This is a genomic window from Streptomyces sp. NBC_00435 (genome assembly GCF_036014235.1).
In the GTDB taxonomy this organism is placed as follows: Bacteria; Actinomycetota; Actinomycetes; order Streptomycetales; family Streptomycetaceae; genus Streptomyces.
In genome coordinates this window covers 3,755,865-3,777,804 of record NZ_CP107924.1, presented here as the reverse complement: position 1 = coordinate 3,777,804, position 21,940 = coordinate 3,755,865, and the positions used below count along the sequence as shown (strand labels likewise).

General features: G+C 73.0%; 19 protein-coding genes. 9 read left to right on the top strand and 10 right to left on the bottom strand.

Features of this window, described 5'->3' with window-relative positions; all coding sequences use genetic code 11:
• The first annotated feature begins 1 nt into the window (after position 1).
• The 3 genes from OG389_RS17260 (at position 2) to OG389_RS17250 (ending at position 4,386) form a co-directional block, all read left to right on the top strand.
• Positions 2-946: an acyl-CoA dehydrogenase family protein gene (locus OG389_RS17260; protein WP_328299389.1), complete on the top strand. Its 945-nt coding sequence runs from the start codon at positions 2-4 to the stop codon at positions 944-946.
• Between the two features lie 476 nt (positions 947-1,422).
• Complete coding sequence (locus tag OG389_RS17255; protein ID WP_328299388.1) at positions 1,423-1,908, top strand: ATP-binding protein; 486 nt, start codon at positions 1,423-1,425, stop codon at positions 1,906-1,908.
• A 348-nt stretch (positions 1,909-2,256) separates the two neighbouring features.
• Positions 2,257-4,386 carry a HEAT repeat domain-containing protein gene (locus tag OG389_RS17250; protein ID WP_328299387.1) on the top strand — a complete coding sequence of 710 codons (2,130 nt, stop codon included), beginning with the start codon at positions 2,257-2,259 and terminating at the stop codon, positions 4,384-4,386.
• 17 nt (positions 4,387-4,403) lie between these two features.
• On the opposite strand, the gene OG389_RS17245 is transcribed toward OG389_RS17250, so the two are convergent.
• Positions 4,404-5,330: a cyclase family protein gene (locus OG389_RS17245; RefSeq protein ID WP_328303855.1), complete on the bottom strand. Its 927-nt coding sequence runs from the start codon at positions 5,328-5,330 to the stop codon at positions 4,404-4,406.
• A 132-nt stretch (positions 5,331-5,462) separates the two neighbouring features.
• Between OG389_RS17245 and OG389_RS17240 the strand changes: the two genes are divergently transcribed.
• From OG389_RS17240 to OG389_RS17230, 3 genes are read left to right on the top strand one after another with little or no spacing between them, the layout of a single operon-like run.
• Positions 5,463-6,383 (top strand): SDR family oxidoreductase, encoded by a 921-nt coding sequence (locus OG389_RS17240; protein WP_328299386.1) that lies wholly within the window; start codon positions 5,463-5,465, stop codon positions 6,381-6,383.
• 9 nt (positions 6,384-6,392) lie between these two features.
• Positions 6,393-7,604, top strand: a complete 1,212-nt coding sequence (locus tag OG389_RS17235; RefSeq protein WP_328299385.1) for an acyl-CoA dehydrogenase family protein — start codon at positions 6,393-6,395, stop codon at positions 7,602-7,604.
• Positions 7,601-8,668 (top strand): Zn-dependent alcohol dehydrogenase, encoded by a 1,068-nt coding sequence (locus OG389_RS17230; RefSeq protein WP_328299384.1) that lies wholly within the window; start codon positions 7,601-7,603, stop codon positions 8,666-8,668. Before OG389_RS17235 ends, OG389_RS17230 begins: the two co-directional genes overlap by 4 nt.
• Positions 8,669-8,761: 93 nt before the next feature.
• On the opposite strand, the gene OG389_RS17225 is transcribed toward OG389_RS17230, so the two are convergent.
• The 6 genes from OG389_RS17225 to OG389_RS17200 all read right to left on the bottom strand — a co-directional run bounded on the left by OG389_RS17225 (position 8,762) and on the right by OG389_RS17200 (position 17,106).
• Positions 8,762-9,379 carry a flavin reductase family protein gene (locus OG389_RS17225; RefSeq protein WP_328303853.1) on the bottom strand — a complete coding sequence of 206 codons (618 nt, stop codon included), beginning with the start codon at positions 9,377-9,379 and terminating at the stop codon, positions 8,762-8,764.
• A gap of 920 nt (positions 9,380-10,299) precedes the next feature.
• Positions 10,300-11,385 carry a GlxA family transcriptional regulator gene (locus tag OG389_RS17220; RefSeq protein ID WP_328299383.1) on the bottom strand — a complete coding sequence of 362 codons (1,086 nt, stop codon included), beginning with the start codon at positions 11,383-11,385 and terminating at the stop codon, positions 10,300-10,302.
• The gene (locus OG389_RS17215) at positions 11,373-12,068 is read right to left on the bottom strand and encodes an HD domain-containing protein (RefSeq protein WP_328299382.1); all 696 of its coding nucleotides are present in this window, start codon (positions 12,066-12,068) and stop codon (positions 11,373-11,375) included. Before OG389_RS17215 ends, OG389_RS17220 begins: the two co-directional genes overlap by 13 nt.
• Before the next feature lie 140 nt (positions 12,069-12,208).
• Positions 12,209-13,018 carry an enoyl-CoA hydratase/isomerase family protein gene (locus OG389_RS17210; protein ID WP_328299381.1) on the bottom strand — a complete coding sequence of 270 codons (810 nt, stop codon included), beginning with the start codon at positions 13,016-13,018 and terminating at the stop codon, positions 12,209-12,211.
• A 279-nt stretch (positions 13,019-13,297) separates the two neighbouring features.
• Complete coding sequence (locus OG389_RS17205) at positions 13,298-15,532, bottom strand: acetate--CoA ligase family protein (protein WP_328299380.1); 2,235 nt, start codon at positions 15,530-15,532, stop codon at positions 13,298-13,300.
• Positions 15,533-15,843: 311 nt separating this feature from the next.
• Positions 15,844-17,106 carry a flavin-containing monooxygenase gene (locus tag OG389_RS17200; RefSeq protein WP_328299379.1) on the bottom strand — a complete coding sequence of 421 codons (1,263 nt, stop codon included), beginning with the start codon at positions 17,104-17,106 and terminating at the stop codon, positions 15,844-15,846.
• Positions 17,107-17,330: 224 nt separating this feature from the next.
• Here OG389_RS17200 and OG389_RS17195 point away from each other — a divergent pair, with 224 nt between their 5' ends.
• Positions 17,331-17,765 (top strand): Zn-ribbon domain-containing OB-fold protein, encoded by a 435-nt coding sequence (locus OG389_RS17195; RefSeq protein WP_328299378.1) that lies wholly within the window; start codon positions 17,331-17,333, stop codon positions 17,763-17,765.
• A gap of 105 nt (positions 17,766-17,870) precedes the next feature.
• Here the strand turns inward: OG389_RS17195 and OG389_RS17190 are convergent, their stop codons facing one another.
• Positions 17,871-18,539: a pyridoxine/pyridoxamine 5'-phosphate oxidase gene (locus tag OG389_RS17190; RefSeq protein WP_328299377.1), complete on the bottom strand. Its 669-nt coding sequence runs from the start codon at positions 18,537-18,539 to the stop codon at positions 17,871-17,873.
• An 82-nt stretch (positions 18,540-18,621) separates the two neighbouring features.
• Between OG389_RS17190 and OG389_RS17185 the strand changes: the two genes are divergently transcribed.
• A complete protein-coding gene (locus tag OG389_RS17185) occupies positions 18,622-19,116 on the top strand; it encodes a hypothetical protein (protein WP_328299376.1) in 495 nt (164 codons plus the stop codon).
• 140 nt (positions 19,117-19,256) lie between these two features.
• On the opposite strand, the gene OG389_RS17180 is transcribed toward OG389_RS17185, so the two are convergent.
• The gene (locus tag OG389_RS17180) at positions 19,257-20,192 is read right to left on the bottom strand and encodes a D-alanyl-D-alanine carboxypeptidase family protein (RefSeq protein ID WP_443059294.1); all 936 of its coding nucleotides are present in this window, start codon (positions 20,190-20,192) and stop codon (positions 19,257-19,259) included.
• A gap of 95 nt (positions 20,193-20,287) precedes the next feature.
• The gene (locus OG389_RS17175; RefSeq protein ID WP_328299375.1) at positions 20,288-21,472 is read right to left on the bottom strand and encodes an acetyl-CoA acetyltransferase; all 1,185 of its coding nucleotides are present in this window, start codon (positions 21,470-21,472) and stop codon (positions 20,288-20,290) included.
• A gap of 270 nt (positions 21,473-21,742) precedes the next feature.
• On the opposite strand from OG389_RS17175, the gene OG389_RS17170 reads away from it, so the two are divergent.
• The gene (locus tag OG389_RS17170) at positions 21,743-21,925 is read left to right on the top strand and encodes a hypothetical protein (RefSeq protein ID WP_328299374.1); all 183 of its coding nucleotides are present in this window, start codon (positions 21,743-21,745) and stop codon (positions 21,923-21,925) included.
• Positions 21,926-21,940: the final 15 nt, after the last annotated feature.

Below are 21,940 nucleotides of genomic sequence, written 5' to 3'. Positions count from 1 at the left end.
CGTGGACTTCCAGCCGACGCAGGACCAGCGGGACCTGCGGGCAGGCGTACGGGACCTGCTGGCGGGGCGGTACGGGCGCGAGGAGCTGCGGGCCTCGGTCGACCGGGCGGCGGGCACGGGCCGGTCCGTGGACCGGTCGCTCTGGCGGGAGCTCGGCGCGGCCGGGTTCTTCGCGCTGCGGCTCCCGGAGAGCGAGGGAGGGGTCGGGCTGGGGCTGGCGGAGGCGGTCCTCGTCTTCGAGGAGGCCGGCCGGGCGCTCCTGCCGGGGCCGCTGGTCGCCACCCACCTGGCCGCCGGAGTCGTGACGGGGGCCGCGGAGGGGGAGGCCGTGGTGACGGCCTTCGACCTGGAGGGGCCGCTCGTGTGCCACCTCGGCGAGGCCGACGCCGTGCTCGGGGCCGCCGCGGTGCCCGCCGGGGAGCCGGTGCGGTCGGCGGATCCGCTCACGCCGCTGACGCGGGTGTCCGCGCCGGTGGAGAGTGCGGCGCGCGTCGCCGGGTACGGCCCCGGGGTCCGCGGAGCGGGGGCGCTGCTGACAGCGGCGCTCCAACTCGGCAGTGCGCTGCGCACCGTGGAGCTGGCGGTGCGGTACGCGAAGGAGCGCGAGCAGTTCGGGCAGCCGATCGGAGCGTTCCAGGCGGTCAAGCACCTGTGCGCGCAGATGCTGGTGCGGGCCGAGGTGGCCCGTACGGCGGTCTACGCGGCGGCGGTGACGCAGGAACCGGCGGAGGTGGCGGCGGCCAAGCTGCTGGCCGACGAGGCGGCCGTCCGCAATGCCCGGGACTGCCTGCAGGTGCACGGCGGGATGGGCTTCACGTGGGAGGCGGACGTGCACCTGCACCTGAAGCGGGCGTGGGTGCGGGCCGAGCAGTGGGGGACGGCGGCGCGGGCGCAGGAGGTGCTGGCGGAGGAACTGATGGCGGAGGCGCTGACGGCGGAGTACTGATGGCGGAGGGCTCACGGCGGTGTGCTCGCGGCGGAGGCGTTGCACCGGCGGGGTGGCCCGGAGCGGGGTGGCCCGAAGCGGGGTGGCCCGGAGCGGGGTGGCCCGGAGCGGGGCGGTCCGGGACGGGGTGGCCTGCTCGCCCGTCTGTTCGCTCGCTCGCTGTGACGGCCGGGCACGGGAGGGACGGCGCGGGACGCATGTCCGATTACAGAGAGTTGATATCGGTTTGTGTCCTTCGCCCGACTCATTGAGGCCCGGAGGTGGGTGGCCGCTCCGGTACGCTCCCGGGAATGCGAGCGGTTGAGCGGCGCGAGCGCCGCACAGTATGCACCACGCTTACTCCTTCACGCTGGAATATGCCCGAAGCGCTTGTTGTGGTGACTGTATGTCAACCATGCTGCTCCGCAACGGGGTCACACTCGGTGACCCTGTCCTGTCGCGAGGCGAAGTGTCCGCCGGTTCGGATGGTGTGAGCGGTGCAGGTGCTTCAGGTGCAGCTGGAGGTAGGACCGGACCCCGCCGAGGTCGGCCGGGCCCGCCGATGGGCCCGTTCACGGCTGGCGGGCTGCGGCATAGGGGACGACGAGCCGCTCGCCGAGACGCTGATCCTGCTGATCTCCGAGCTGGTCACCAACGCCGTCGTGCACACCGGCTGTCCGGCCGTGCTGCGCATGCTGTTCGGGGAGCCGGGGGTGCGGGTGGAGGTCGCCGACGCGAGCGACCGGGCACCGTCCCCGCGCCAGGCCGCCGGGGACGATACGGGCGGCCGCGGGCTGGAGCTGGTGGACGGGCTGGCGGACCGCTGGGGCTGGCAGCGCGAGGGCGCCGGGAAACGGATCTGGTGCGAGATCGACCTGGCGGAGAAGGCGGCGGAGGACTGCGCCTCGGACTGCGGGGCGGACACTGCCCCGGGCGGCCCGGAAACCCGGGGCGCGATCCGGGAACCGCGCGTGTACCTCTAACGAGGTGTTGACGGTTCGTCAACTGTTGATCACCCTTGTGTTGAACGATTCGTCGCGAGGGGACGCCAAGGGTCAGTCCTTCCTTGACGAGTGCGGGTCGTGGGGTGGCGGCCGCCGTGCCGCGCTCGGGGCGTGCATGCGCGCTGCCGCCACCCGCAGGCCCGGCCTGCCCGTTCGGTCCGTACGGTCCGAACGGGCGGGCTGAGCAGCCCCGGCGGAGCGCCGGAGCCGTCCGGGCCGCAGTCAGGAGCTCGGTTCCGGCCAATCTCCGGTGCGGGGACCGCCGGCCGCGGGACACACTGCCCGCGAGCGGCTCGTGAGACGACGGGCCGGGGCGACGGGGTGGGAATGACGGACTTTCCGGTGGAGGCGCTGGAGGCTCTGGACGCGGTGGCGTGGGACCGGTTCGAGTCGGGGGATCCCGAGTACCCGGCCGGCCAGGTGCCCCGGCTGCTGCGGCGGCTCGCGCGGAAGGGCGGGGCCGCGAACGAAACGGACTGCTCCGCACTGAGCCGCTGCCTCGCCGTGGGGAGCGGCGAAGTGGTCCCCGCGGCGACCGCCGCACTGCCGTTCGTGACGGCCCTCGTCGCCGATCCGGACGCGGGGGACCGGGTGGTGCTCGTCGAGATGCTGGTGGCCCTGGCCGTGACGGCGGCGCGGGCCGCGCCCGCCCTGGTGGACGAGGGGTGGCCCGCGGCCTGGCGGGACCAGCGGGAAGCGGTCCGGACGCTGCTCGCGGACCCGGACCCCGGGGTCCGGCGGGCAGCCCTTCCTCTGGTGGACGGGGCCGGGCCGCTGCTGGAGCGGTGGCGGACCGAGACGGATCCGGCGGTACGGCTGCCACTGCTCCTCGCTCTGGGCGAGGCGGCGGCTGCCGCCGCCGGAGCCACGGCCGGGCCGGCCAGGTACGGCATCGGCGTGGCGGAGGCCCAGGTCCGGCCGGTGGCGGCCGCGGTCCCGTCCGCCGAGGGTGCGCCGGGGGCTGTGGAGCGGGTGCGGGGGGCGCTGGCCGACGTGCTGCGCGGGGGGAGCCCCGTCATGAAGGTCGCGGCCGTCTGCGCCTGGGCACATCTGGACCCGGACGTTCCGCTCCAGCGGGCCGGGCTGCTGCTGGAGATCCTCTGCGACACCACCACGCGGCCGGAGTTCGAGGCGCTCTGGTGCGGGCGGGGCGCCGAGTACTCGTCCTCCCGCGAGTTCGTGTACTCCCGCGAGGACGCCGTCCCCTGGGTGACCAGCCTGTTCGACCACGACCCGGAGGCGGCGGTGCGGTTCGTGGCCCGGCTCGCGGGCGCCGCGGGCCGGGCCGGGGACGCCGCGCTGTGCCGGGCCGCACTGGGTGAGGCGTGGCGGCTGCTGGTCCTCCGGCCGTCCGCGGCGCCCGCGCTGCTGCCCGTGGCGGGCGGGCTGCTGGGGGATCCGGACGACGCGGTGCGGCTCAGGGCGGCGAACCTCCTCGCGGTGCTCGGCCCGCGGGCGGCGGAGTACGCGGACCGGCTCGCCGCGCTCCTCGACGACCCGGGCGGGGACGACTTCGACTGCATCGGGGGGACCGTCGGGGACTACGCGGGCTGGGCACTGGTCCGGATCGGCGACCCGCGCGCCCTCCCCGGGCTCGTCGACCGGCTCTACGCGCCCGACCGGGAGGACCGCGGTCGCGGCTACGGCGGGGGCGCGCCGCGCCTCCCGGACATCCACGAGGTGCTGGTACCGCTGCGGGCGCACGCGGAGGTCCTGCTGCCCTCCCTGCGGGAGGCGATGCGGCACCACGCCGCGCGGAGCGGCGGGGTCGGCCCGCTCACCGGGCAGTTCCTCCAGGTGCTGAAGGCGTGGGGGCCGGCCGCGGTCGCCGCGCTGCCGGAGATCCTGCCGCTGCTGGACGACGCGCGGTCCTCGCTGCCGGCCGTCGACGTGCTGGCCGCCATGGGGCCGGCCGCCGCGTCCGCCGGACCGGCCCTGCGCGCCTGTACGGTCCTCGACCACCCGGGGAACCACCACAAGGTGGCCTGGGGCGTCTGGCGCACGGCGGGCGGCGACGCGTCGGTCCTGCGGACGCTGGGCGAAGCGGTGCTGAACGCGCGGGCCCCGGTCTACGGACCGGTCCTCCTCCTGGCCGACTTCGGCCCCGCGGCGGCGCCGTACGCCGGCCGGGTCCGGCACGTCATGGAGAACACCGAGGGCTGGTACCGGATGCGGAGTGCGATCGTGCTGTGGTCGATCACGGGCGAGCCCGAGCCGAGCGCGTCGGTCCTGGAGGAGTACGTCCTGCCGGTGGCCGACGGCGACGAGAGCTACGGATTCCTCGTCGAAGCACTGGGGGCTCTGGCCCGGATCGGTCGGATCAGCCCGGCGGCGCGCACCGCGCTCCGCCGGGTGAAGGGCTCCGACCGGCGCCTGTCCCCGTACCGGGACTACCGGGCGTTCCTGCGTGACGAGGAGGCCCGCGCCGCCATCGAGGACGTGCTCACCCTTCCGTGAGAGGTACGGGCCCCTGGTCAGAGGATGGCGACCGGGGCCACCGGGGTGCCCACCGCGCCGACGAAGGGCTCCGGCATGGCGGAGAGGAGGAAGGAGTAGAGGTTTTCTTCCGCACAGGCTGTGGACAACTTTTCAAGGTTCCAGTTCTGGCCCTGGTGCATGCCCATCTCGACCAGGTCCAGCGCGTGCACGGGCAGCCACAGGTTCTCGATCTCCGGCGGGAAGATCTCGAAAGTCAGGGTGTCGTTCGCGACGGCCGCCACGTCCCGCGCGTGGAACCACTCGGGCGTGCGGACGGACAGGCCGGGCGAGGGGTAGCCGTAGCCGTGCTTGTCGCCCGCGAGGTAGACCTGCACCTGACCGGTGCGCACCAGCACGATGTCCCCCGCGCGGACGGTGACGCCGCCGAACTCCTCTGCCTCCGCCAGGTCTTCCGGGGTCACCGCGTGGCCGCCGGGGAGCCGGTCCAGGCCCTTGGCGCGGGCCACGTCCAGCAGGACGCCGCGCGAGACGATGTGCCCGGCCTTGTCGATGCCGCTGAACTCCGCGCGTCCGTGCGCCGTGATGGTGCCGGCCGGGCGGCCGTTGTAGATCTTCCCCGAGTGCGAGACGTGGGTGAGGGCGTCCCAGTGCGTGCCGGCCTGGAGCCCGAAGGTCACCGCGTCGTCGCTGCAGGCCACCGTGCCCGGACCGAAGAGCTCCTGGTTGATCTGCACCATCGTGTGCAGGGGGTTGATCCGGCCGGGGATCATGCCGGACTGCACCCCGTCCTCCTTGAGCGGCAGCGCGAGCGGGATCCGGCGCCCCGTGCGGATTCCGGCCGCGGCCGCGCGGACGACCTCGTCGGTGATGAGGTTGAGGGTGCCGATCTCGTCGTCGCCACCCCAGCGGCCCCAGTTGTTGACGCGCTTGGCGATGTCGTGGAACTCGGCGGGCATGCCCATGGCTCTCATCAGCTCCTCGTAGCGAAATGAACTGCGGAAATGAACCGCGGTAATGAACTGGGGCTTGTGCTGGCACATCTGACTGCCCATAGAATCTAACGGTCCGTCAGAAAACGCGGGAAGGGGCCGGACGTGGGGAACTTCTTGGCAGGCAAAGTCGTCGCCGTCACAGGCGCCGGCCGGGGCATCGGGCGGGCCGTGGCACTCGCCGCGGCCGCCGAGGGTGCCAAGGTCGTCGTCAACGACTACGGCGTCGGCATCGAGGGCGGGGAACCGACCAGCGAGATCGCCGAATCCGTGGTGAAGGAGATCATCGCGGCGGGCGGCGAAGCCGTCGCCGTCGCCGACGACATCTCGACCATGGCGGGCGGTCAGCGCATCGTCGACACCGCGCTCGCCCAGTACGGACGCATCGACGGAGTCGTGTGCGTCGCCGGCATCCTGCGCGAGCGGATGCTGTTCAACATGTCCGAGGAGGAGTGGGACCCGGTGGTCGCCACCCACCTCAAGGGCACCTTCACCGTCTTCCGGGCCGCCTCGGCCGTCATGCGCCGCCAGGGCACCGGCACGCTGATCGGCTTCACCAGCGGAAACCACCAGGGCTCGGTGGCGCAGGCCAACTACAGCGCGGCCAAGGGCGGGATCATCTCGCTCGTACGGTCGGCCGCGCTGGGACTGGCCAAGTACGGGGTGACCTCCAACGCCGTCGCCCCCGTCGCGCGGACGCGGATGTCGGCCAACGTGCCGATGGAGCTCAAGGAGATCGGCGAACCCGAGGACGTCGCGGCGCTCGTCACCTACCTGCTCTCCGACCGGGCCGTCGCCGTCGGCGGCGAGAGGATCACCGGCCAGGTCTACACGATCGCCGGCCCGAAGATCGCCGTCTGGGCCCAGCCGCGCGAACTGCGCGCCGGGTACGCCGAGGGCTCCTGGACCCCCGAGAAGATCGCCGACTTCCTGCCCGGGACGGTCGGTACCGATCCGATGCCGATGCTCGCGCAGCTCGAAGCGATGGCCAAGGCGGCGGCCGCCAAGGACCGCCCCAACCAGTAAGGGGCGTCCATGGACTTCAGCTTCGGCGCCGAGGACGAGGAGCTGCGCGGCCGCGCCCGGGCGTGGCTGGCGGAGCACCTCGTGGGCCCGTACGAGGAGGCGGTCGGCCTGGGCGGGCCGGGCAGTGAGCACGAGGGGGTCGGTGCCCGGCGCGCGTGGGAGCGCGAGCTGGGCCGCGGCGGCTGGATCGGCCAGGGCTGGGAGGCGGAGGGGGGACCCGGCGGCGCGTACGGGAACCGGCGGCTCTCCCTCACCGGGCAGGTGGTGTGGGCCGAGGAGTACGCGGCGGCGCGCGCCCCCGCCCGGGTGGGCCACATCGGCGAGAACCTCCTCGCGCCGACGCTGATCGCCTACGGCTCCCCGGAGCAGCGGGCCCGCTTCCTGCCCGGCATCGCCCGCGGCGAGGAGCTGTGGTGCCAGGGGTACTCCGAACCGGGCGCCGGCTCCGATCTCGCCGGGATCCGTACGACCGCCGTACGGGACCCGGCCGACGGGCTGCACCGCGTCACCGGCCAGAAGATCTGGACCTCCCTGGCCCAGGACGCCGACTGGTGCTTCGTCCTGGCCCGGACCGGGGCCGGCTCCAAGCGGCACCGGGGGCTGTCCTTCCTCCTCGTACGGATGGACCAGCCGGGGAAGGTCGAGGTCAGGCCGATCCGGCAGATGTCGGGGACCTCCGAGTTCAACGAGGTGTTCTTCGACGGGGCCGTCGCCGCCGAGGTCGTGGGCGGGGAGGGCAACGGCTGGTCCGTGGCCATGGGACTGCTCGCACTGGAACGCGGGGTCTCCACGCTCGTCCAGCAGATCGGCTTCGCGGCGGAACTGCAGCGCGTGGTCGCGGCGTACGTGGCCGCGGGCGCGGGCGACCCCGTCCTGCGCGAACGCCTCGTACGGCAGTGGGCCGAGCTGTGCGCCATGCGGTGGAACGCGCTGCGGACGCTGGGCTCCCAGGACGGGGACCCGGGCGCACCCAGCGTGGCCAAGCTGCTGTGGGGCGGCTGGCACCGGCGCCTCGGCGAGCTGGCGGTGGCCGTACGGGGCGCGGTGGCCACCGCGGGGCCCGCGGACTGGGCGAGAGAGGTCCCGTACGAACTAGGCCTCGACGAGGAGCAGCGGCTGTTCCTGTTCACCCGCGCCGACACGATCTACGGCGGCTCGGACGAGATCCAGCGCAACATCATCGCCGAGCGCGTGCTCGGCCTGCCTAAGGAGTCCAGGTGAGAGGCGTCGTATTCGACGGCAAGCAGGCCCGGGTGGTCGACGATCTGGAGATCCGGGACCCGGGGCCGGGGGAGGTGCTGGTCGCGGTGTCGGCGGCCGGACTGTGCCACAGCGATCTGTCGGTGATCGACGGGACGATCCCGTTCCCGCCACCGGTGGTGCTCGGGCACGAGGGCGCGGGAGTGGTGGAGGCGATCGGGTCCGGAGTCACGCACGTGGCACCCGGCGACCACGTCTCACTGTCCACGCTCGCCAACTGCGGGGCGTGCGCGGACTGCGACCGGGGCCGGCCGACCATGTGCCGCAAGGCGATCGGGATGCCGGGACAGCCGTTCTCGCGGGCCGGCACGCCGCTCTACCAGTTCGCCTCCAACTCGGCCTTCGCCGAGCGGACCATCGTCAAGGCCGTGCAGGCGGTGAAGATCCCCAAGGACATCCCGCTGGCCTCGGCCGCGTTGATCGGCTGCGGGGTGCTGACGGGCGTGGGCGCCGTCCTGAACCGGGCCAAGGTGGACCGGGGCGAGAGCGTGGTCGTCATCGGCACCGGCGGCATCGGGCTCAACGTCCTGCAGGGCGCGCGGATCGCGGGAGCCACGACCATCGTGGCGATCGACGCGAACCCGGCGAAGGAGGCGGTGGCCCGGCAGTTCGGCGCCACGCACTTCATCGACGCCTCGGCGGTGGCCGACTCCTCGGCGGCCGTCCGCGAGATCCTGCCCACGGGCGCGGACCACGCCTTCGAGTGCGTGGGCAACGTCAAGCTGATCCGGCAGGCCGTCGACCTCCTGGACCGGCACGGACAGGCGATCCTGCTCGGCGTGCCCGGCTTCAAGGAGGAGGCCTCGTTCCAGGTCTCGTCCATGTACCTGGACAAGACGATCATGGGCTGCCGGTACGGGTCCTCGCGCCCGCAGCGGGACATCGCGCTCTACGCGGAGCTCTACCGCCAGGGCAGGCTGCTGCTGGACGAACTGGTGACGGAGACCTATCCGGTCGAGGACTTCGCCAAGGCCGTGGACGACGCCCACCACGGCCGGGTGGCGCGCGGGGTGCTCACGTTCTGAGCCCGGCCGGGCCGCCCGACCCCCGGTCGGACCCGCGGCCCGGTTCCCGGCCGGCCCTCCTCACCCGCAGCGGGGCCGGGTGTTCGGGGCGCGTCAGTCGGAGAAGCGGCCGAAGCGGCCCTTGTGGAAGAGGAGCGGGTCGCCCTCGCCGGCCGCGCCCATGGCCTCGACCTTGCCGACGACGATCAGGTGGTCCCCGCCGGTGTGCACGGCGTGGATCCGGCAGTCGATCCAGGCGGGCACCGCGTCGAGCTGCGGTGATCCGGTGGCGGGGGCCGGGGTGTGGGCCACTCCGGCGAACTTGTCGGCGCCGCTGATCGCGAAGGCCCGGCACAGCTCGCCCTGTTCGGCGCCGAGGATGTTGACGCAGAACACCCCGGCGCGCGCGATGCGGGGCCAGGTGGTCGACGTACGGGCCACCATGAACGTGACCAGCGGCGGGTCGAGGGAGAGCGAGGCGAAGGACTGGCAGGCGAAGCCGGCCGGGCCGCCCTCGCCCTCGCCGGGCGGGGCGGTGATGATCGTGACCCCACTGGCGAAGTTGCCCAGTACGGCGCGGAATTCGGCGGGACTGACGGGTACCCGTTCGTCCTCGCCCACCGCCCGCAGATCGGGGCGGGGCAGTGCTTCGACGGGCTCGGCCCCGGGCTCCGCGGCGGCGGAGGTGGGGGAGCCGACTGACCTGAGGTATCGGACGACGGTGGCCGCCATCCCTGCGTGTCCCATCACATCAACGATTGAAGCTGACGGTGCGTCAGATGGGAAGGGGGGTGTGGGGTCTGCGTCAGTTGAACGTGTTCAATTGATGTCGAGGGGGGACTCGTCATGTCCAACGACGTGCGTGTCGGTGTGCGCGACGACGTGCCGGACGACGCGGGTACGGACGCGGGTACGGACGTGGGTACGGACGTGGGTACGGCGCCGGAGCGCCCGCGCGACTGGAGCGGTGTCGCGCCGGGCGCGGAGACCGTCGCCGCGGGGCAGTTCCAAGCCGCGGCGGTGTTCTGGCAGCTGGTCTCCTTCACGGAGGAACCCTACGGCCGGGGCTACGGCGGCGGCATCGGCATCCTCTTCTCCTTCGCCTTCATGTGCACCCTCCAGCCGGCGCTGATGTTCGGGGTGGGCTGGGTGCACAGCGCCCTGTTCACCACACCGGTCATGGAACTCTCGAACGCCGCGGGCGTCCGCACCCGCATCCCCGCACCCTGGTGGGCCCTGCCGGCCGCGGCCCTGCTCGCAGCCGTGTACGCCGCGCCGATGGCCCTGCTGACCAGCAGCTCGTACGCGGCCACCTGGGGCTGGACGGCGGCCGCCGGGGTGCTCCCGGTGGTCGTGGCGGTGTACGCGCGGATGCGGCAGAAGACGAAGGCCTCGGTACGGCGCTGGACGCTGGGACCGGCGGCGATCGCGATGCTCGCCGCCATCGTCGCCGCGATCGCCTGGCCCCCGTACGAGCCGCCGGTCCTGCAGCGCGCCGACTACATCGGTGTGTGGACCGGCGACGGCGTCCGGCTGGAACTCGACGCGCGGGGCGCGGTGGTGGCGGGAGGACTGCCGGTGGTGCGCGGCTGGGACGAGGAGGGCCGCTGCACGGGGCGCGGGACGTGGAAGTCGAGGCAGGCGGCCGACTCCTACCGGGCGGGTGTCCTCCTCGATGTCCCGGGGTGCCCGAAGGCCTCACTGGAATGGGAACTGGCCGGTACGGCGGAAAGCCCGGAACTGTTCGTGCTGATCGGCGACCCCGACGAAGGGGACGTCCGCGTACTGCGGAAGCGGGCGCGGTAGGCGGTCGGGGCGATGTCCAGGGCGTGCTGGAAGACGCGGCGCATCGTTTCGGCGGAACCGAAGCCGGACTGCGCGGCCACCGTGTCCATCGGGTCGTCGCCGGCTTCGAGGAGGGCCTGGGCGGCTTCCAGGCGGACGGATTCCACGTACTGCCCAGGCGTCATCCCTGTCTCGGCACGGAAGAGCCGGGCCAGGTGGCGGCCGCTGACCCCGGCCTCGCGGGTGACGTCCTCGAGCGCGAGGCGCGGGTCGGCCCCGATCGCGTCCATCACCGTGCGCAGGACCGGGTGCTTGGCCTCGCGCGGAGTCAGCCGGGCACTGTACTGGGACTGGCCGCCGGGCCTGGCCATGAAGACGACCAGCTCCCGCGCGACCTCCCGGGCCGTGGCGGGCCCGTGGTCGGCCTCCACCAGGGACAGGGCCAGGTCGATGCCCGAGGTGACCCCGGCGGAGGTGATGACGTGCCCGTCCTGGACGAACACCGGATCGGCCTCCACCCGCACCCGCGGGTACGCCGCCGCGAGCTGAGCGGCGAGCCGCCAGTGCGTGACCGCCCGCCGCCCGTTGAGCACCCCGGTCTCCGCCAGGACGAAGGCACCGGCGCACACCGAGGTGACCCGGCGCGACCGGCGCACGAGCTCGGCGACCAGGCTCGTCAGCGCCGGGTCGGCGACGGCCCGCCGCCAGTCGCTGCGGCCGGGGACGACGACCGTCCCGGGCCGCGGCGGCAGGCTGCGGGGGCCGCCGTCCGCGCCGATGCGCACGCCGGAGGACGTGACGACGTCGGTGCCGGTCGGGGAGACGATCCGCACGTCGTAGTGGGCGCCGTAGGAGTTGGCGGTGCTGAACACCTCGGCGGGACCCGTGACATCGAGCAGCTGCACGCCGTCGAAGGCGACGATGACGACGGGGTGCGCGGCTACTCGGCCCACGGGGAGTCCAGGACGAGGCGTACGAAGTCCCCGCGCTCGAAACCGGGCACGTGGTGGGCGAGGACATCGGCCTTGATGTTCCCGAAGGCCGTTTCGGGCTTGGGCCCCACGCCCTCGGCGAAGGCCTCCAGGATGCGCTCCTTGAACCGGGGGCGCGGATGCAGGGCGACCACCGCCTCGCGGTCGGCCGCATCGAGGTCGTGGTAGCCGATGCCCGCGACGTCGTACGCCACGCCCACCGTCACCAGCGCCACCTCCGGCTCCATGAACTCCGGGATGCCCGGGGTGGTGTGCAGGGCGATCGCCGTCCACACCCGGCGGACGGAGTCCTCGGGGACCTGGTGCGCCCGTAGGAACCGGCGGGCCTCGTCGGCTCCGTCCACCTCGAAGCGCCGGCCGCTGGCGTGGAAGGGCCCGGTGAGGCCCAGGTCGTGGAACATCGCCGCCACGTACAGCAGCTCCGGGTCGAAATCGAGGCCGAGCCGGGCACCCTGCAGGGCGCCGAAGAAGTACACGCGCCGGGAATGGTCGTAGAGCAACTCGCTGACGGCGTCCCGGACGAGCTCGGTCGCCTCCTTCGCCAGTCTCGAGTCCGGTGCCTGGATCCTGAGTGCGCTCGTCGGCGGAGCCGTTGGCGTCGTAGGCGTGGTCGGAGTCGTAGGCGTGGTCGGCGTCCTGGTCATCGTCCTGATCCTCTCCTGGGGCCGGTCCACCCCAGTCTTCGGGTCCCGTTCGCCTTCCCGCCATGGCCATGGCGCCATACATCCCACAGATACGGACACGGTACGGCGGACCGGGAGGACGTGCGAGGTGGCGCCGCCGGCTACCTGCCGAGGTACTTGGGGGTGCGGCGCTCCACGAAGCTGGCGACGCCCTCGTTCGCGTCGGCCGTGGTCATGTTCAGCTCCTGGGCGGTGGCCTCGGCGGCGAGCGCCGTCGCCCGGTCGCTGTCCAGGGAGGCGTTGACCAGCTGCTTCGTCATGGCCAGGGCGCGGGTGGGGCCCTGCGCGAGCCGCTCCGCCCACGCGCGGGCGGTCTCCTCGAGGGCCTCGGCGGGGACCACCTTGTTGACCAGACCGAGGCGTTCGGCCTCGGCCGCGGGGACGGCGTCGCCGAAGAACATCAGCTCCTTCGCCTTCTGCGGGCCGATCAGGCGCGGCAGGAGGTACGCGCCCGCACCGTCGGGGACCAGGCCTCGGCGGACGAACACCTCGATGAACCGGGCCGGTTCGGCGGCGATGACCAGGTCGCAGGCGAGCGCGAGATGGGCGCCGATACCGGCCGCCGTGCCGTTCACGGCGGCGAGGACCGGCTTCTCGCAGTCGAGCACGGCGGTGATCAGGCGCTGCGCGCCGAGCCGGATCATGCGGGCCACGTCGCCGGCCACGCGCTCCCCGGCGGCGGGCCCGGCCGGGGCCCCGCGCAGGTCGGCGCCCGCGCAGAAGCCCTTGCCGGTGGCGGTGATGACGACGGCCCGCACGGCGGGGTCGGCGGAGGCCTCGGCGAGCAGGGCGATGACGCGTTCGCGCTGGTCCCAGGTGACGGCGTTCATGGCGTCGGGGCGGTTGAGTGTGATCCACGAGACGCCGGTCTCCAGGCGGTGGAGGACTTCGTCCTCGGGGGTGCGGGTCATTGGGTCTCCGGGTGGGGTGGGGGTCCGCGGGCGGCTGGGGTGGGGGCTGTGGGTGGGGTGGGGGCTGCGGGTGGGCCGGGGGTGGGGGTGGGGTGGGGTGTCGGCCGGGACCGCATGATTTGGGCGCCCTACCCGTTGCTTCGGGTCTTCCTGGGTACCTCGCGCCACACATCACGCTTTACGTCCCGGCCGACACCCCACCCCACCCCCAGCCCCGGCCGGGCGCCCTTCCTCAGTTCCGGCCGTGGGTGGGCCTTTCAGCCGTCCGGCGTTTGACGGTCAGCGGCAGATGGCGAGGGCGTCCAGCGCCACCGCGCCCTGCCCGCGCGGCAGCACCATCAACGGGTTGATGTCCAGCTCCGACAGCTCGTCGCCCAGTTCCATCGCCATCCGCTGGACCCGGAGGATGACCTCCACCAGTGCGTCCACATCGGCCGGCGGCGCCCCCCGCACCCCCTCCAGCAGCGCGTGCCCGCGGAGCTCACCGAGCATGGCCCTCGCCTGGTCCTCCCCGAACGGCGGCACCCTGACCGCCACGTCGTGCAGCACCTCCACGAGGACCCCGCCGAGCCCCACCGTCACCGTCGGGCCGAAGAGGTCGTCCTGGGTGACCCCGACGACCATCTCGACGCCCCGCTCCACCATCTGGCAGACGAGGATCCCGTCGAGGGGGACGTTCTCGTAGCGCGCGATGTCGGTCAGCTCCCGGTAGGCGTCGCGGATCTGGCTCGCCGAGGTCAGGCCGATCTTCACCAGCCCCAGCTCCGTCTTGTGCGCGAGCTGCGGCCCCGAGGCCTTCATGACCACCGGGTACCCGACCAGCCCGGCCGCCCGTACGGCGGCGGCCGCGCTGGTCACCAGCTGCTCCCGGGGCACCCGTATCCCGTAGGCGCGCAGGAGCTGCTTCGCCGAGTGCTCGCTGAGCTGCTGGCCCGGGCGCATGAGCGCCTGGGCCTTGCGGAAGGAGGGCGAGGTGGTACGTGGGGCGTCCTCGAAGGGGGAGCGGTAGGACGCGGTGAAGCGGTGGTGGCCGAGGTAGGCGCGGACGGCGGTGATGCAGTTGCCGAAGGTGCGGAACGTCGCTACCCGGGAGGAGCCCAGGAGCGTGGTGCGGTACGCCTCCTCGGTGCCGACGGGGGAGCCCCAGATCACGCAGATCAGCTTGTCGGTCTGCTCGGCCGCGTCCACGAGGTCCTGGGCGAGCTTGTCGCTCATCGGGGGGAAGGGGCCGGTGATCGGACAGATGAGGACGCCTACGGAGGGATCGGCCAGGATCGCGTCGATGATCTTACGGCCGCGCCAGTCGCCGACCGGGTGGCCGCCGTTGTCCACGGGGTTGGAGACGCCCAGGTACTCCGGGATCCACTGGTGGAGCTCGTCCTGCTTGGCCTGCGAGAGGGTGGGGATGCTGAGCCCCGCCTCGGTGGCCAGGTCGGAGAAGTGGGCGCCGGTACCGCCGGAGATCGAGTACACGACGACCCCGTCGGCGACCGGCTTGCGCGCCCGGGCCAGCAGAGCGGCGGTGTCCTGGAGTTCGTCGAGGCCGTCGACGCGGATCACACCGAACTGCCGCATGGCGGCGTCCACGACGGTGTCCGCGCCGGTCAGCTTCCCGGTGTGGGAGGCGGCCATACGCGCGCCGGTCTCGGTGCGCCCGACCTTGACGGCGACGACGGGCACGCCGTTGCGGGCGGCCCGGTCGGCGGCCAGCAGGAACTGCCGGCCGTCCTTGAGGCCTTCCACGTAGCAGGCGATGGCCCCGACCTCGGGCTGCTCGGCGAAGTAGGAGATGAAGTCGGAGGTTTCGAGGTCGGCCTCGTTGCCCGTGGGAGCCCAGTGGGAGAGGCGGATGCCGAGCTCCTGGAGGGTGTAGACGGGGCGGCCCTGGTGGCCGGACTGGGTGATCAGCGCGATGGCCGGGCCGTCGAGGTCTTCGCGGAACCTCTCGAAGGCGTTGAGGTTCGTGTTGGGGCCGAGCAGGCGCAGGCCCGACCGCCGGACGGCGGCGCCCAGGCGGGCCTGCGCGGCGGCGCCCTCGTCGCCGGTCTCGGCGAAGCCGGAGGCGAAGGCGACGGCGAACTTCACCTTGGCCTCGGCCAGCTGCTCCACGACGGGCAGCGGGTCGGCCACGAGGAGGACCGCGAGGTCCACCTGTTCGGGCAGATCGGCCACGGAGGCGTGGCACGGCAGCCCGAACACGCTGGCCCGGGTGGGATGGACGGGGTGGAGCCGGGCACCCACGCGCTCGGCCCACGCGATGAGCTGGCGGGTGATGCCGGTGTTCGGTCTGCCGTCGGCGTCCGAGGCGCCGATGACCGCCACGGACTCGGGCCGGAAGAACCGGTCCAGGTCGGGAGCGTCGGCGTGCAGGGGCCGACCGCTGACGTCCAGCGCGACCGTGTCCTCGGCGGACGGGGCCGCCGTGGAGTGGACGGCCGTCCTGGGGGTCTCCCCGCAGGCCTCGACACGTGCGCGGAAGTCGGTGGTGAGGGTGCCGTGAGTAGATCCAAGCATCGTTCCGCCCGCTCCTGCTCGATGAACCTCGACGAATCTCAATAGCTGACGCGTAGTCAGATTACTGAACTGACGTGCCGTCAGGAACAGGGATGCGCAGGAAAGCTGGTGGAGGTGCTGTGTGGAACGGTCCCGAACCGTCCCGGGGGCGTCGTTCGCGACCGCCCCGGGAACGGTCTCAGATCATCCGGGGGCCGGTCCAGACCACTATTCGGCCGAGGTCGGGCAGGCGTGCGCGGGCCGTGGCCGGCGGTCCGCCTCGGCGTTCCGCGGCGCGCGGCTCCCGAGGCGGCGCCGTGTGCGCGGGCCGTTCAGTCGCGGAGGCTCCGGGCGATCGCCTTGGCTATCTTCTCGGCATCCAGGGCCAGTTCGCGGAACATCCCGCTGATGGGGTTGGTGAAACCGGTGAAGTAGAGGCCCGGGGCGCCGGGCGGGGTGTGGGGACCGTGGACGCGGGGTCGGCCCCGGTCGTCCAGGACGCCGAGGTCCCCGACCAGGCCCTCCAGGGCGCGGCGGTACCCGGTGGCCGCGATCACCGCGTCCGGGGAGATCCGGGAGCCGTCGGCGAGGACCACCTCGGCCCCGTCGAAGGACTCGACGGCGGCCACGGGCTCCACCCGGCCGGCCCGGATCGCGTCGATCAGCCCCACGTCCTGGACCGGGACCGCGCCCTGCTTGACCCTGCTGTACAGGCCGGTGGTGGGGCGCGGGAGCCCGTACGCCGACAGGTCCGGGACCGAGATCCTGCCGACGATCGCACCGAGCCGGTCGACCAGCCGTACGGGGAGCCTGCGGACAAGGATCCCGGTGCGCTGGGCCGGCCAGCCGGCGGTCGAGCGGCGCAGGATGTGCGGGGCCGTGCGCACGGCGAGCCGGACCCGGGCGGCGCCGCCGTCGGCGAGGTCGACGGCTATCTCGGCGCCGGTGTTGCCCACGCCGACGACGAGCACGTCCTGGCCGGCGTAGGGGGCGGGGTTGCGGTACCCGGCGGCATGGACGACCGGTCCCGGGTAGGCGTCCCGGCCGGGCCAGTCGGGGATGAAGGGGGTGTGGTTGAACCCGGTGGCGATCACGACCGCGCGGGCCGCCATGACGCGGCCCCCGGTGGCGTGGAGGGTCCAGCCGGGGGTGTGCGCGTCGTCCGGGGCGTCCGGGCGGCCTTCGGCACCTTCGGTGTCGGTGGTGTCCGCAGTGTCCGGGCCGGTCGGGCCGTCCGGGCTGCCCGTGGCCGGTTCGATGCGGGTCACTTCGATGCCGGTGACGAGCTCCAGCTCGTGGAACTCGGCGTACTTCTCCAGGTATTGCACGACGTTCTCGCGCGCGACCCAGCGCCCGAAGCGGCGCGGCATGGCCAGGCCCGGGAGGGCGGAGAGCCGGCGGGTGGTGTGCAGGTGGAGGCGGTCGTAGTGCCGCCGCCAGGAGGCGCCCACCGAATCGGACTTCTCCACGACCACCGCGCGGACCCCGCGGGCGCGCAGCGCGGCGGCGACGGCGAGGCCGCCGGGGCCGGCGCCGATCACGTAGACCGGGCGGGGCTGGGTGGACATGTCGGGTGCTGCGGGGACTCCGGGCATGAGGTGTGAGCGTATCGCCGTGCGAGGCCGGTGGGTCTCGGACGAGGAGGGAATCGATTGCGGATCGATCACGGGGGCCTTGTGGGATGCTGCCCGATCCGGTGAACTGACGGAGTGTCAGTTCGAGGCATGGATGCGGGACGGCGGTCCGGAGGGATCCGGAGCGGTCCGGAGCGGTCCTGAAAGGTCCCGAAGGGTCCGCAACGGTGATGAGGAGTGGTGTCGTGAGTGGTGGAGCCGGTACGGCTGCGCGGTTCGACCTGCCGGAGATCGACGATTTCACGCGGCCCTACTGGGACGCGGCGGCGGAGGGGCGGCTGCTGCTGCGGCGCTGCGGTGAATGCGGGAAGGCGCACCACTACCCGCGGGAGTTCTGCCCGTCCTGCTGGGCGGGGGAGGACAGCGTGACGTGGGAGACGGCGAGCGGCCGGGCCACGCTGTACACGTGGTCGGTGATCCACCGGAACGATCTGCCGCCCTTCGGGGAGCGCGTCCCGTACGTTGCGGCGGTGGTGGACCTCGCGGAGGGGCCGCGGATGATGACCGAGGTCGTGGGCGCGCGGGGCGCGGAGCTGCGCGTGGGCATGGACCTGGTGGTGACCTTCCGGGAGGCGGCGCAGGGCGTCCGGGTGGCGGTGTTCGCCCCGCCGGAGGCCTGACGGCTCGTCCGCGCCGCGCCCGGCGGCGGGCCGCCGTCGGCGCCCACCCGCCGCCCGGTACGGGCCGGGTGGTGGACGGGTCGGGCCGGTCCCTCCCGGGGTGCCTCAGGGCCAGAGGAGGTGGCGGGTCCAGGGGGTGGTGGGGGTACGGGTGTACTGGAGACGGGTGTGGCGGCGGGTGGCGTCGCCCTGGAAGAACTCGACCTCGGTCGGGGAGAGCACGTACGCCGTCCACGTCGGCGCCGGGGCGTCCGGCTCCGCGCCCGCCCGCTCCCAGGACTCCGCCGAAACCCGGGCCAGTTCCTCGGGGGAGGACAGCACCTCGCTCTGCCGGCCCGTCAGCGCCGCCGCGAGCGCGCCGCGCGAACGCACCGCCAGGTCGGCCCGGCTCTCGGCCGCGTCGCAGGCCGTGACCAGGCCCCGGACCCGGATCTGGCGGGCCACGGCCGGCCAGTAGAAGCCCAGTGCCGCCTCCGGCTGTCCGGCCAGCTGCCGGCCCTTGGCGCTGGTGGAGTGCGAGGCGAAGTGCCAGCCACGCTCGTCGGCGTCGTGCAGCATCAGCGTCCGTACGTCGGGCCGCCTGTCCGCGTCCACCGTCGCCAGGCTCATCGTGTGCGGCTCCGGCTGCCCCGCCTTGGCGGCGTGCGTGAACCACTCCCGGAAGAGCTCCAGCGGCTCGGCGGGCGCGGCCGCCGTGTCGAAGGAGGGCAGCGGGCCGTCCCAGACGCGGAGGGAGTGCAGGGTGGTGCGGAAATCGTCGAGGTTGCTCGTCATTCCTCAATCGAACACCACGAGCGCGCGCCGTTCCTATGATGTGCGTTCTTTACGTGTGCCTTAAGGGTGGGGAGACGCAGGGATGAAGAACGTCAGGAGCACCGTACGAAGAGCCGTTTTGGCCCTGGTGGTGGCCGGTGTCACGGTGGCCTGCGGGCCCGTGGCGGGGAGCGCCGGCCCGCCCGCCGTCCCGTCCGGCCTCACGTCCTCGAGCTCCGCGCCCGTCAGCTCGCCGCCGCCCACCAGTGCCGCGCCGAGCCCGTCGGCGGTCGTGACGCCGAGCCCGAGCCCGACAGCAACCGCGACCTCGGCCCCGACCCCGAGGGCGACACCGAAGCCCGCCGATCCGAAGCCGGCCCCGGCCCCGAGCCGGACCACGGCGAAGCCCCAGGCCCCGGTCACCAAGGCCCCCACGGAGCCCCCGGGCGGGGCCTGCGAGATCGTCTCCAACGCCGGGAACTGCTACAACGCCGGTCAGTTCTGCCGCAAGGCCGACCTCGGGCGCTCCACCCATGCCGCGAACCGGCGGATGATCTACTGCCGGATGGACGGCAAGCAGCCCCGCTGGCAGTACTGAGGACGCGGCGGGGCCCAGTAGTCCGAAGGCCCGGTGGCCCCGGGGCCCGGACGGCCCGACGCCCCGTCCGCCCGGAGAACCGGGCGGACGGGGCGTCGTCGTGCACTCATCGCGCGATCACCGCGCACTCACCGGGAGCGTCAGTCGAGGACGTCCGGGATCGGCGTGGTGTTGCCGCGCAGGAGCGAGGGGGAGCCGGCGGCCTTGCCGAGGGCCCAGTCGGTGAGCTTGATCGCGTCCGCGTAGCGCTCCTCGTCGTTCAGCATGACGCCGATGACGGTCTTGCCGTTACGGGTCACCGAGAAGACGAGGCACTTGCCCGCGGCCGTGCCCGTACCCGTCTTGACGCCGATGGCGTCCGGGGTCGTGTAGCCGGAGCCGGCCTGGAGCAGCAGGTTGCTGTTGGTCCACGTGGCGTCCGTGGAGGTGGCGCCGCTGCTGATCGACGTGGTCTTCACGAGCGTCCGGAACGTGTACGCGCCCATCGCGTACTTGGTGAGCTTCGCGAGGTCACGCGGGGTGGTGAGGTTGTTGCCGGTCGGCGAGATGCCGTCGAAGGAGTCGTAGACCGTGTTGGTCATGCCGAGCGCCTTCGCCTTGGCGTTCATCTTCGCGATGAAGTCCGCCGTACGGGCCTTGGTGGTCGCCCCCGAGCCGAAGGTGTCGGCGAGCGCGTACGCCGCGTCGCAGCCCGACGGCAGCATCAGCGCGTACAGCAGCTGGCGGACCGTGGGCGTGGCACCCGCCTTCAGGTGGGCCGAGCTCGCGCCCTCGCGGACGACGTAGTTCAGGTACTCCTGCTGGATCTTGACCTTCTTGTTGAGGTCGATCCCCGGAGTGGTGATCACGACGGCGGCCGTCATGATCTTGGTGGTGCTGGCCATCTGACGCTTGGTGTTGCCCGACTTCGTGTACAGCATCGTGCCGGTGGTGCCGTCCATCAGGAAGGCGCCGCGGGCGGTCACGGTCGGTGCGGCGGCGGCGGCCTGGGCCGGCGCTGCCACGGTGAGGAGGGCGCCGGTGGCGACGGTGATGGCGAGAGCGGCGCGAGAGCGCCGCAGCAGGTTCGATATCAAGTGTTGTCCCGTGATGGCTGAAGAGTCCCCGAAAGGGCACGGACACCAGGGGTGTCCGCGCCCACCGGGAGCTTACGCAGCCGGGGTCCGGGAGGTCAGTCCCGGGCCAGGATCACCGTGCCCGAGGAGCAGAACCACCCACCCGTGCCGGAGGCGAGGGCCACCCGCGGCAGGGCGCCGTCCGGTTTGCGCACCTGGCCCGCGCCGGCCTCGCCGCGCAGTTGGCGTACCGCCTCGACCAGCAGGAACAGTCCGCGCATGCCGGGGTGGCAGGCGGAGAGGCCGCCGCCGTCGGTGTTGACCGGGAGCTCGCCGTCCCGCAGGAGGCGGCCCTTCTCGACGAAGGCGCCTCCCTCGCCCTTCGCGCAGAAACCGAGGTCCTCCAGCGTCACCAGGGTCATGTAGGTGAAGGCGTCGTAGATTTCGGCCAGATCCACGTCGGCGGGGGTGAGCCCGGCGCGGGCGAAGGCCTGGCGGCCGGAGACCGCCGCCGGGGAGACGGTGAAGTCCTCCCACTCCGACATCGTGGTGTGCGAGACCGAGGTGCCCGAGCCCAGGATCCAGACCGGCTCCTTCGCCGTGTCCGGTACGTAGTCCTCCGCCGCCAGCAGCACGGCGCAGCCGCCGTCCGAGCGGATGCAGCAGTTCAGCTTCGTGAACGGGTCCGCGATCATGCCGGAGGACAGGACGTCGTCGACCGTGATCGGGTCGCGGAACATCGCGTCCGGGTTGGTGGCGGCGTTCGCCCGCGCCTGGACCGCCACCTCGGCGAGCTGCTCCAGGGTCGTGCCGTACTCGTGCATGTGGCGGCGCGCGGCCATCGCGTACTTGGAGACCAGCGTGTGCCCGTACGGGACCTCGAACTGCAGCGGTCCCCGTGCGCCGAAGGAGAGGTTGGAGGTCCGGCGGCGGGCCTTGATGTCGGCGCGGGCGGTGGATCCGTAGACGAGGAGCACCGCGTTGGCGTGGCCGGCCGCGATGGCGTCGGCGGCGTGGGCGGCCATGACCTCCCAGGTGGAGCCGCCGACCGAGGTGGAGTCGACCCAGGTGGGGCGCAGCCCGAGGTACTCGGCCACCTCGACGGGGGCCAGGATGCCGAGGCCGGCGGAGGCGAAGCCGTCGATCACCGACCGGTCCAGGCCGGAGTCGGCCAGGGCGCGGCGGGCGGCCTGCGCGTGCAGGGCGTACGGCGTGGGGCCGTCCACCCGGCCGCAGTCCGAGAGAGCGACGCCGACGACCGCGACCCGGCGGCGGGCACCGGAAGGAGTGGCTGATGACATGAATCTGACGGTACATCAGATGTGTGGTGCGGGGCAGGGCCGGTCCCGGGTTCCGTGACCGCCGGGGCGATGGGGCTGCGGGAAGGAATCACGAGCGGTGAATTGCGCATCGTGAAATGATTGATAGGAACAGACCGAACCGACTGCTACATCGAAACCAAACCGACTGCTGAAGCTGCTACTGTCGTGTCTGCATCGATGAGGTGGAGTGGTTTGCCCCCTCCGATGCGACTAATCGGTTGAAATCCGACTCGGGAGTGGTGGGGGTTCATGATGAACAAGGTTCTGGTGGTCGCACTCATCGTCACGTTCGCCGCCCTCGCCGCCGTGGCGGCGGCGGTCTGCCTGCGGTCGGCGGGGGCGGACCTGCCGATCGCCTTGGCCGCCGGTGGGGCCTCCTTCGTGGCGACCGTCGGCGTCGGGTTCCTGATCGCCAACTACCTCCAGGCCTGATGACCTGCGAGGCAT

Bases quoted from the DNA above. Each gene is read 5' to 3' on its own strand.
- OG389_RS17185 (WP_328299376.1), top strand. From the start codon at position 18,622: ATGAAGAACGTCAGGAGCACCGTACGAAGAGCCGTTTTGGCCCTGGTG.
- OG389_RS17205 (WP_328299380.1), bottom strand. From the start codon at position 15,532: ATGCTTGGATCTACTCACGGCACCCTCACCACCGACTTCCGCGCACGT.
- OG389_RS17215 (WP_328299382.1), bottom strand. From the start codon at position 12,068: ATGACCAGGACGCCGACCACGCCTACGACTCCGACCACGCCTACGACG.
- OG389_RS17175 (WP_328299375.1), bottom strand. From the start codon at position 21,472: ATGTCATCAGCCACTCCTTCCGGTGCCCGCCGCCGGGTCGCGGTCGTC.
- OG389_RS17235 (WP_328299385.1), top strand. From the start codon at position 6,393: ATGGACTTCAGCTTCGGCGCCGAGGACGAGGAGCTGCGCGGCCGCGCC.
- OG389_RS17245 (WP_328303855.1), bottom strand. From the start codon at position 5,330: ATGGGCATGCCCGCCGAGTTCCACGACATCGCCAAGCGCGTCAACAAC.
- OG389_RS17190 (WP_328299377.1), bottom strand. From the start codon at position 18,539: ATGACGAGCAACCTCGACGATTTCCGCACCACCCTGCACTCCCTCCGC.
- OG389_RS17210 (WP_328299381.1), bottom strand. From the start codon at position 13,018: ATGACCCGCACCCCCGAGGACGAAGTCCTCCACCGCCTGGAGACCGGC.
- OG389_RS17170 (WP_328299374.1), top strand. From the start codon at position 21,743: ATGATGAACAAGGTTCTGGTGGTCGCACTCATCGTCACGTTCGCCGCC.
- OG389_RS17250 (WP_328299387.1), top strand. From the start codon at position 2,257: ATGACGGACTTTCCGGTGGAGGCGCTGGAGGCTCTGGACGCGGTGGCG.
- OG389_RS17200 (WP_328299379.1), bottom strand. From the start codon at position 17,106: ATGCCCGGAGTCCCCGCAGCACCCGACATGTCCACCCAGCCCCGCCCG.
- OG389_RS17225 (WP_328303853.1), bottom strand. From the start codon at position 9,379: ATGGCGGCCACCGTCGTCCGATACCTCAGGTCAGTCGGCTCCCCCACC.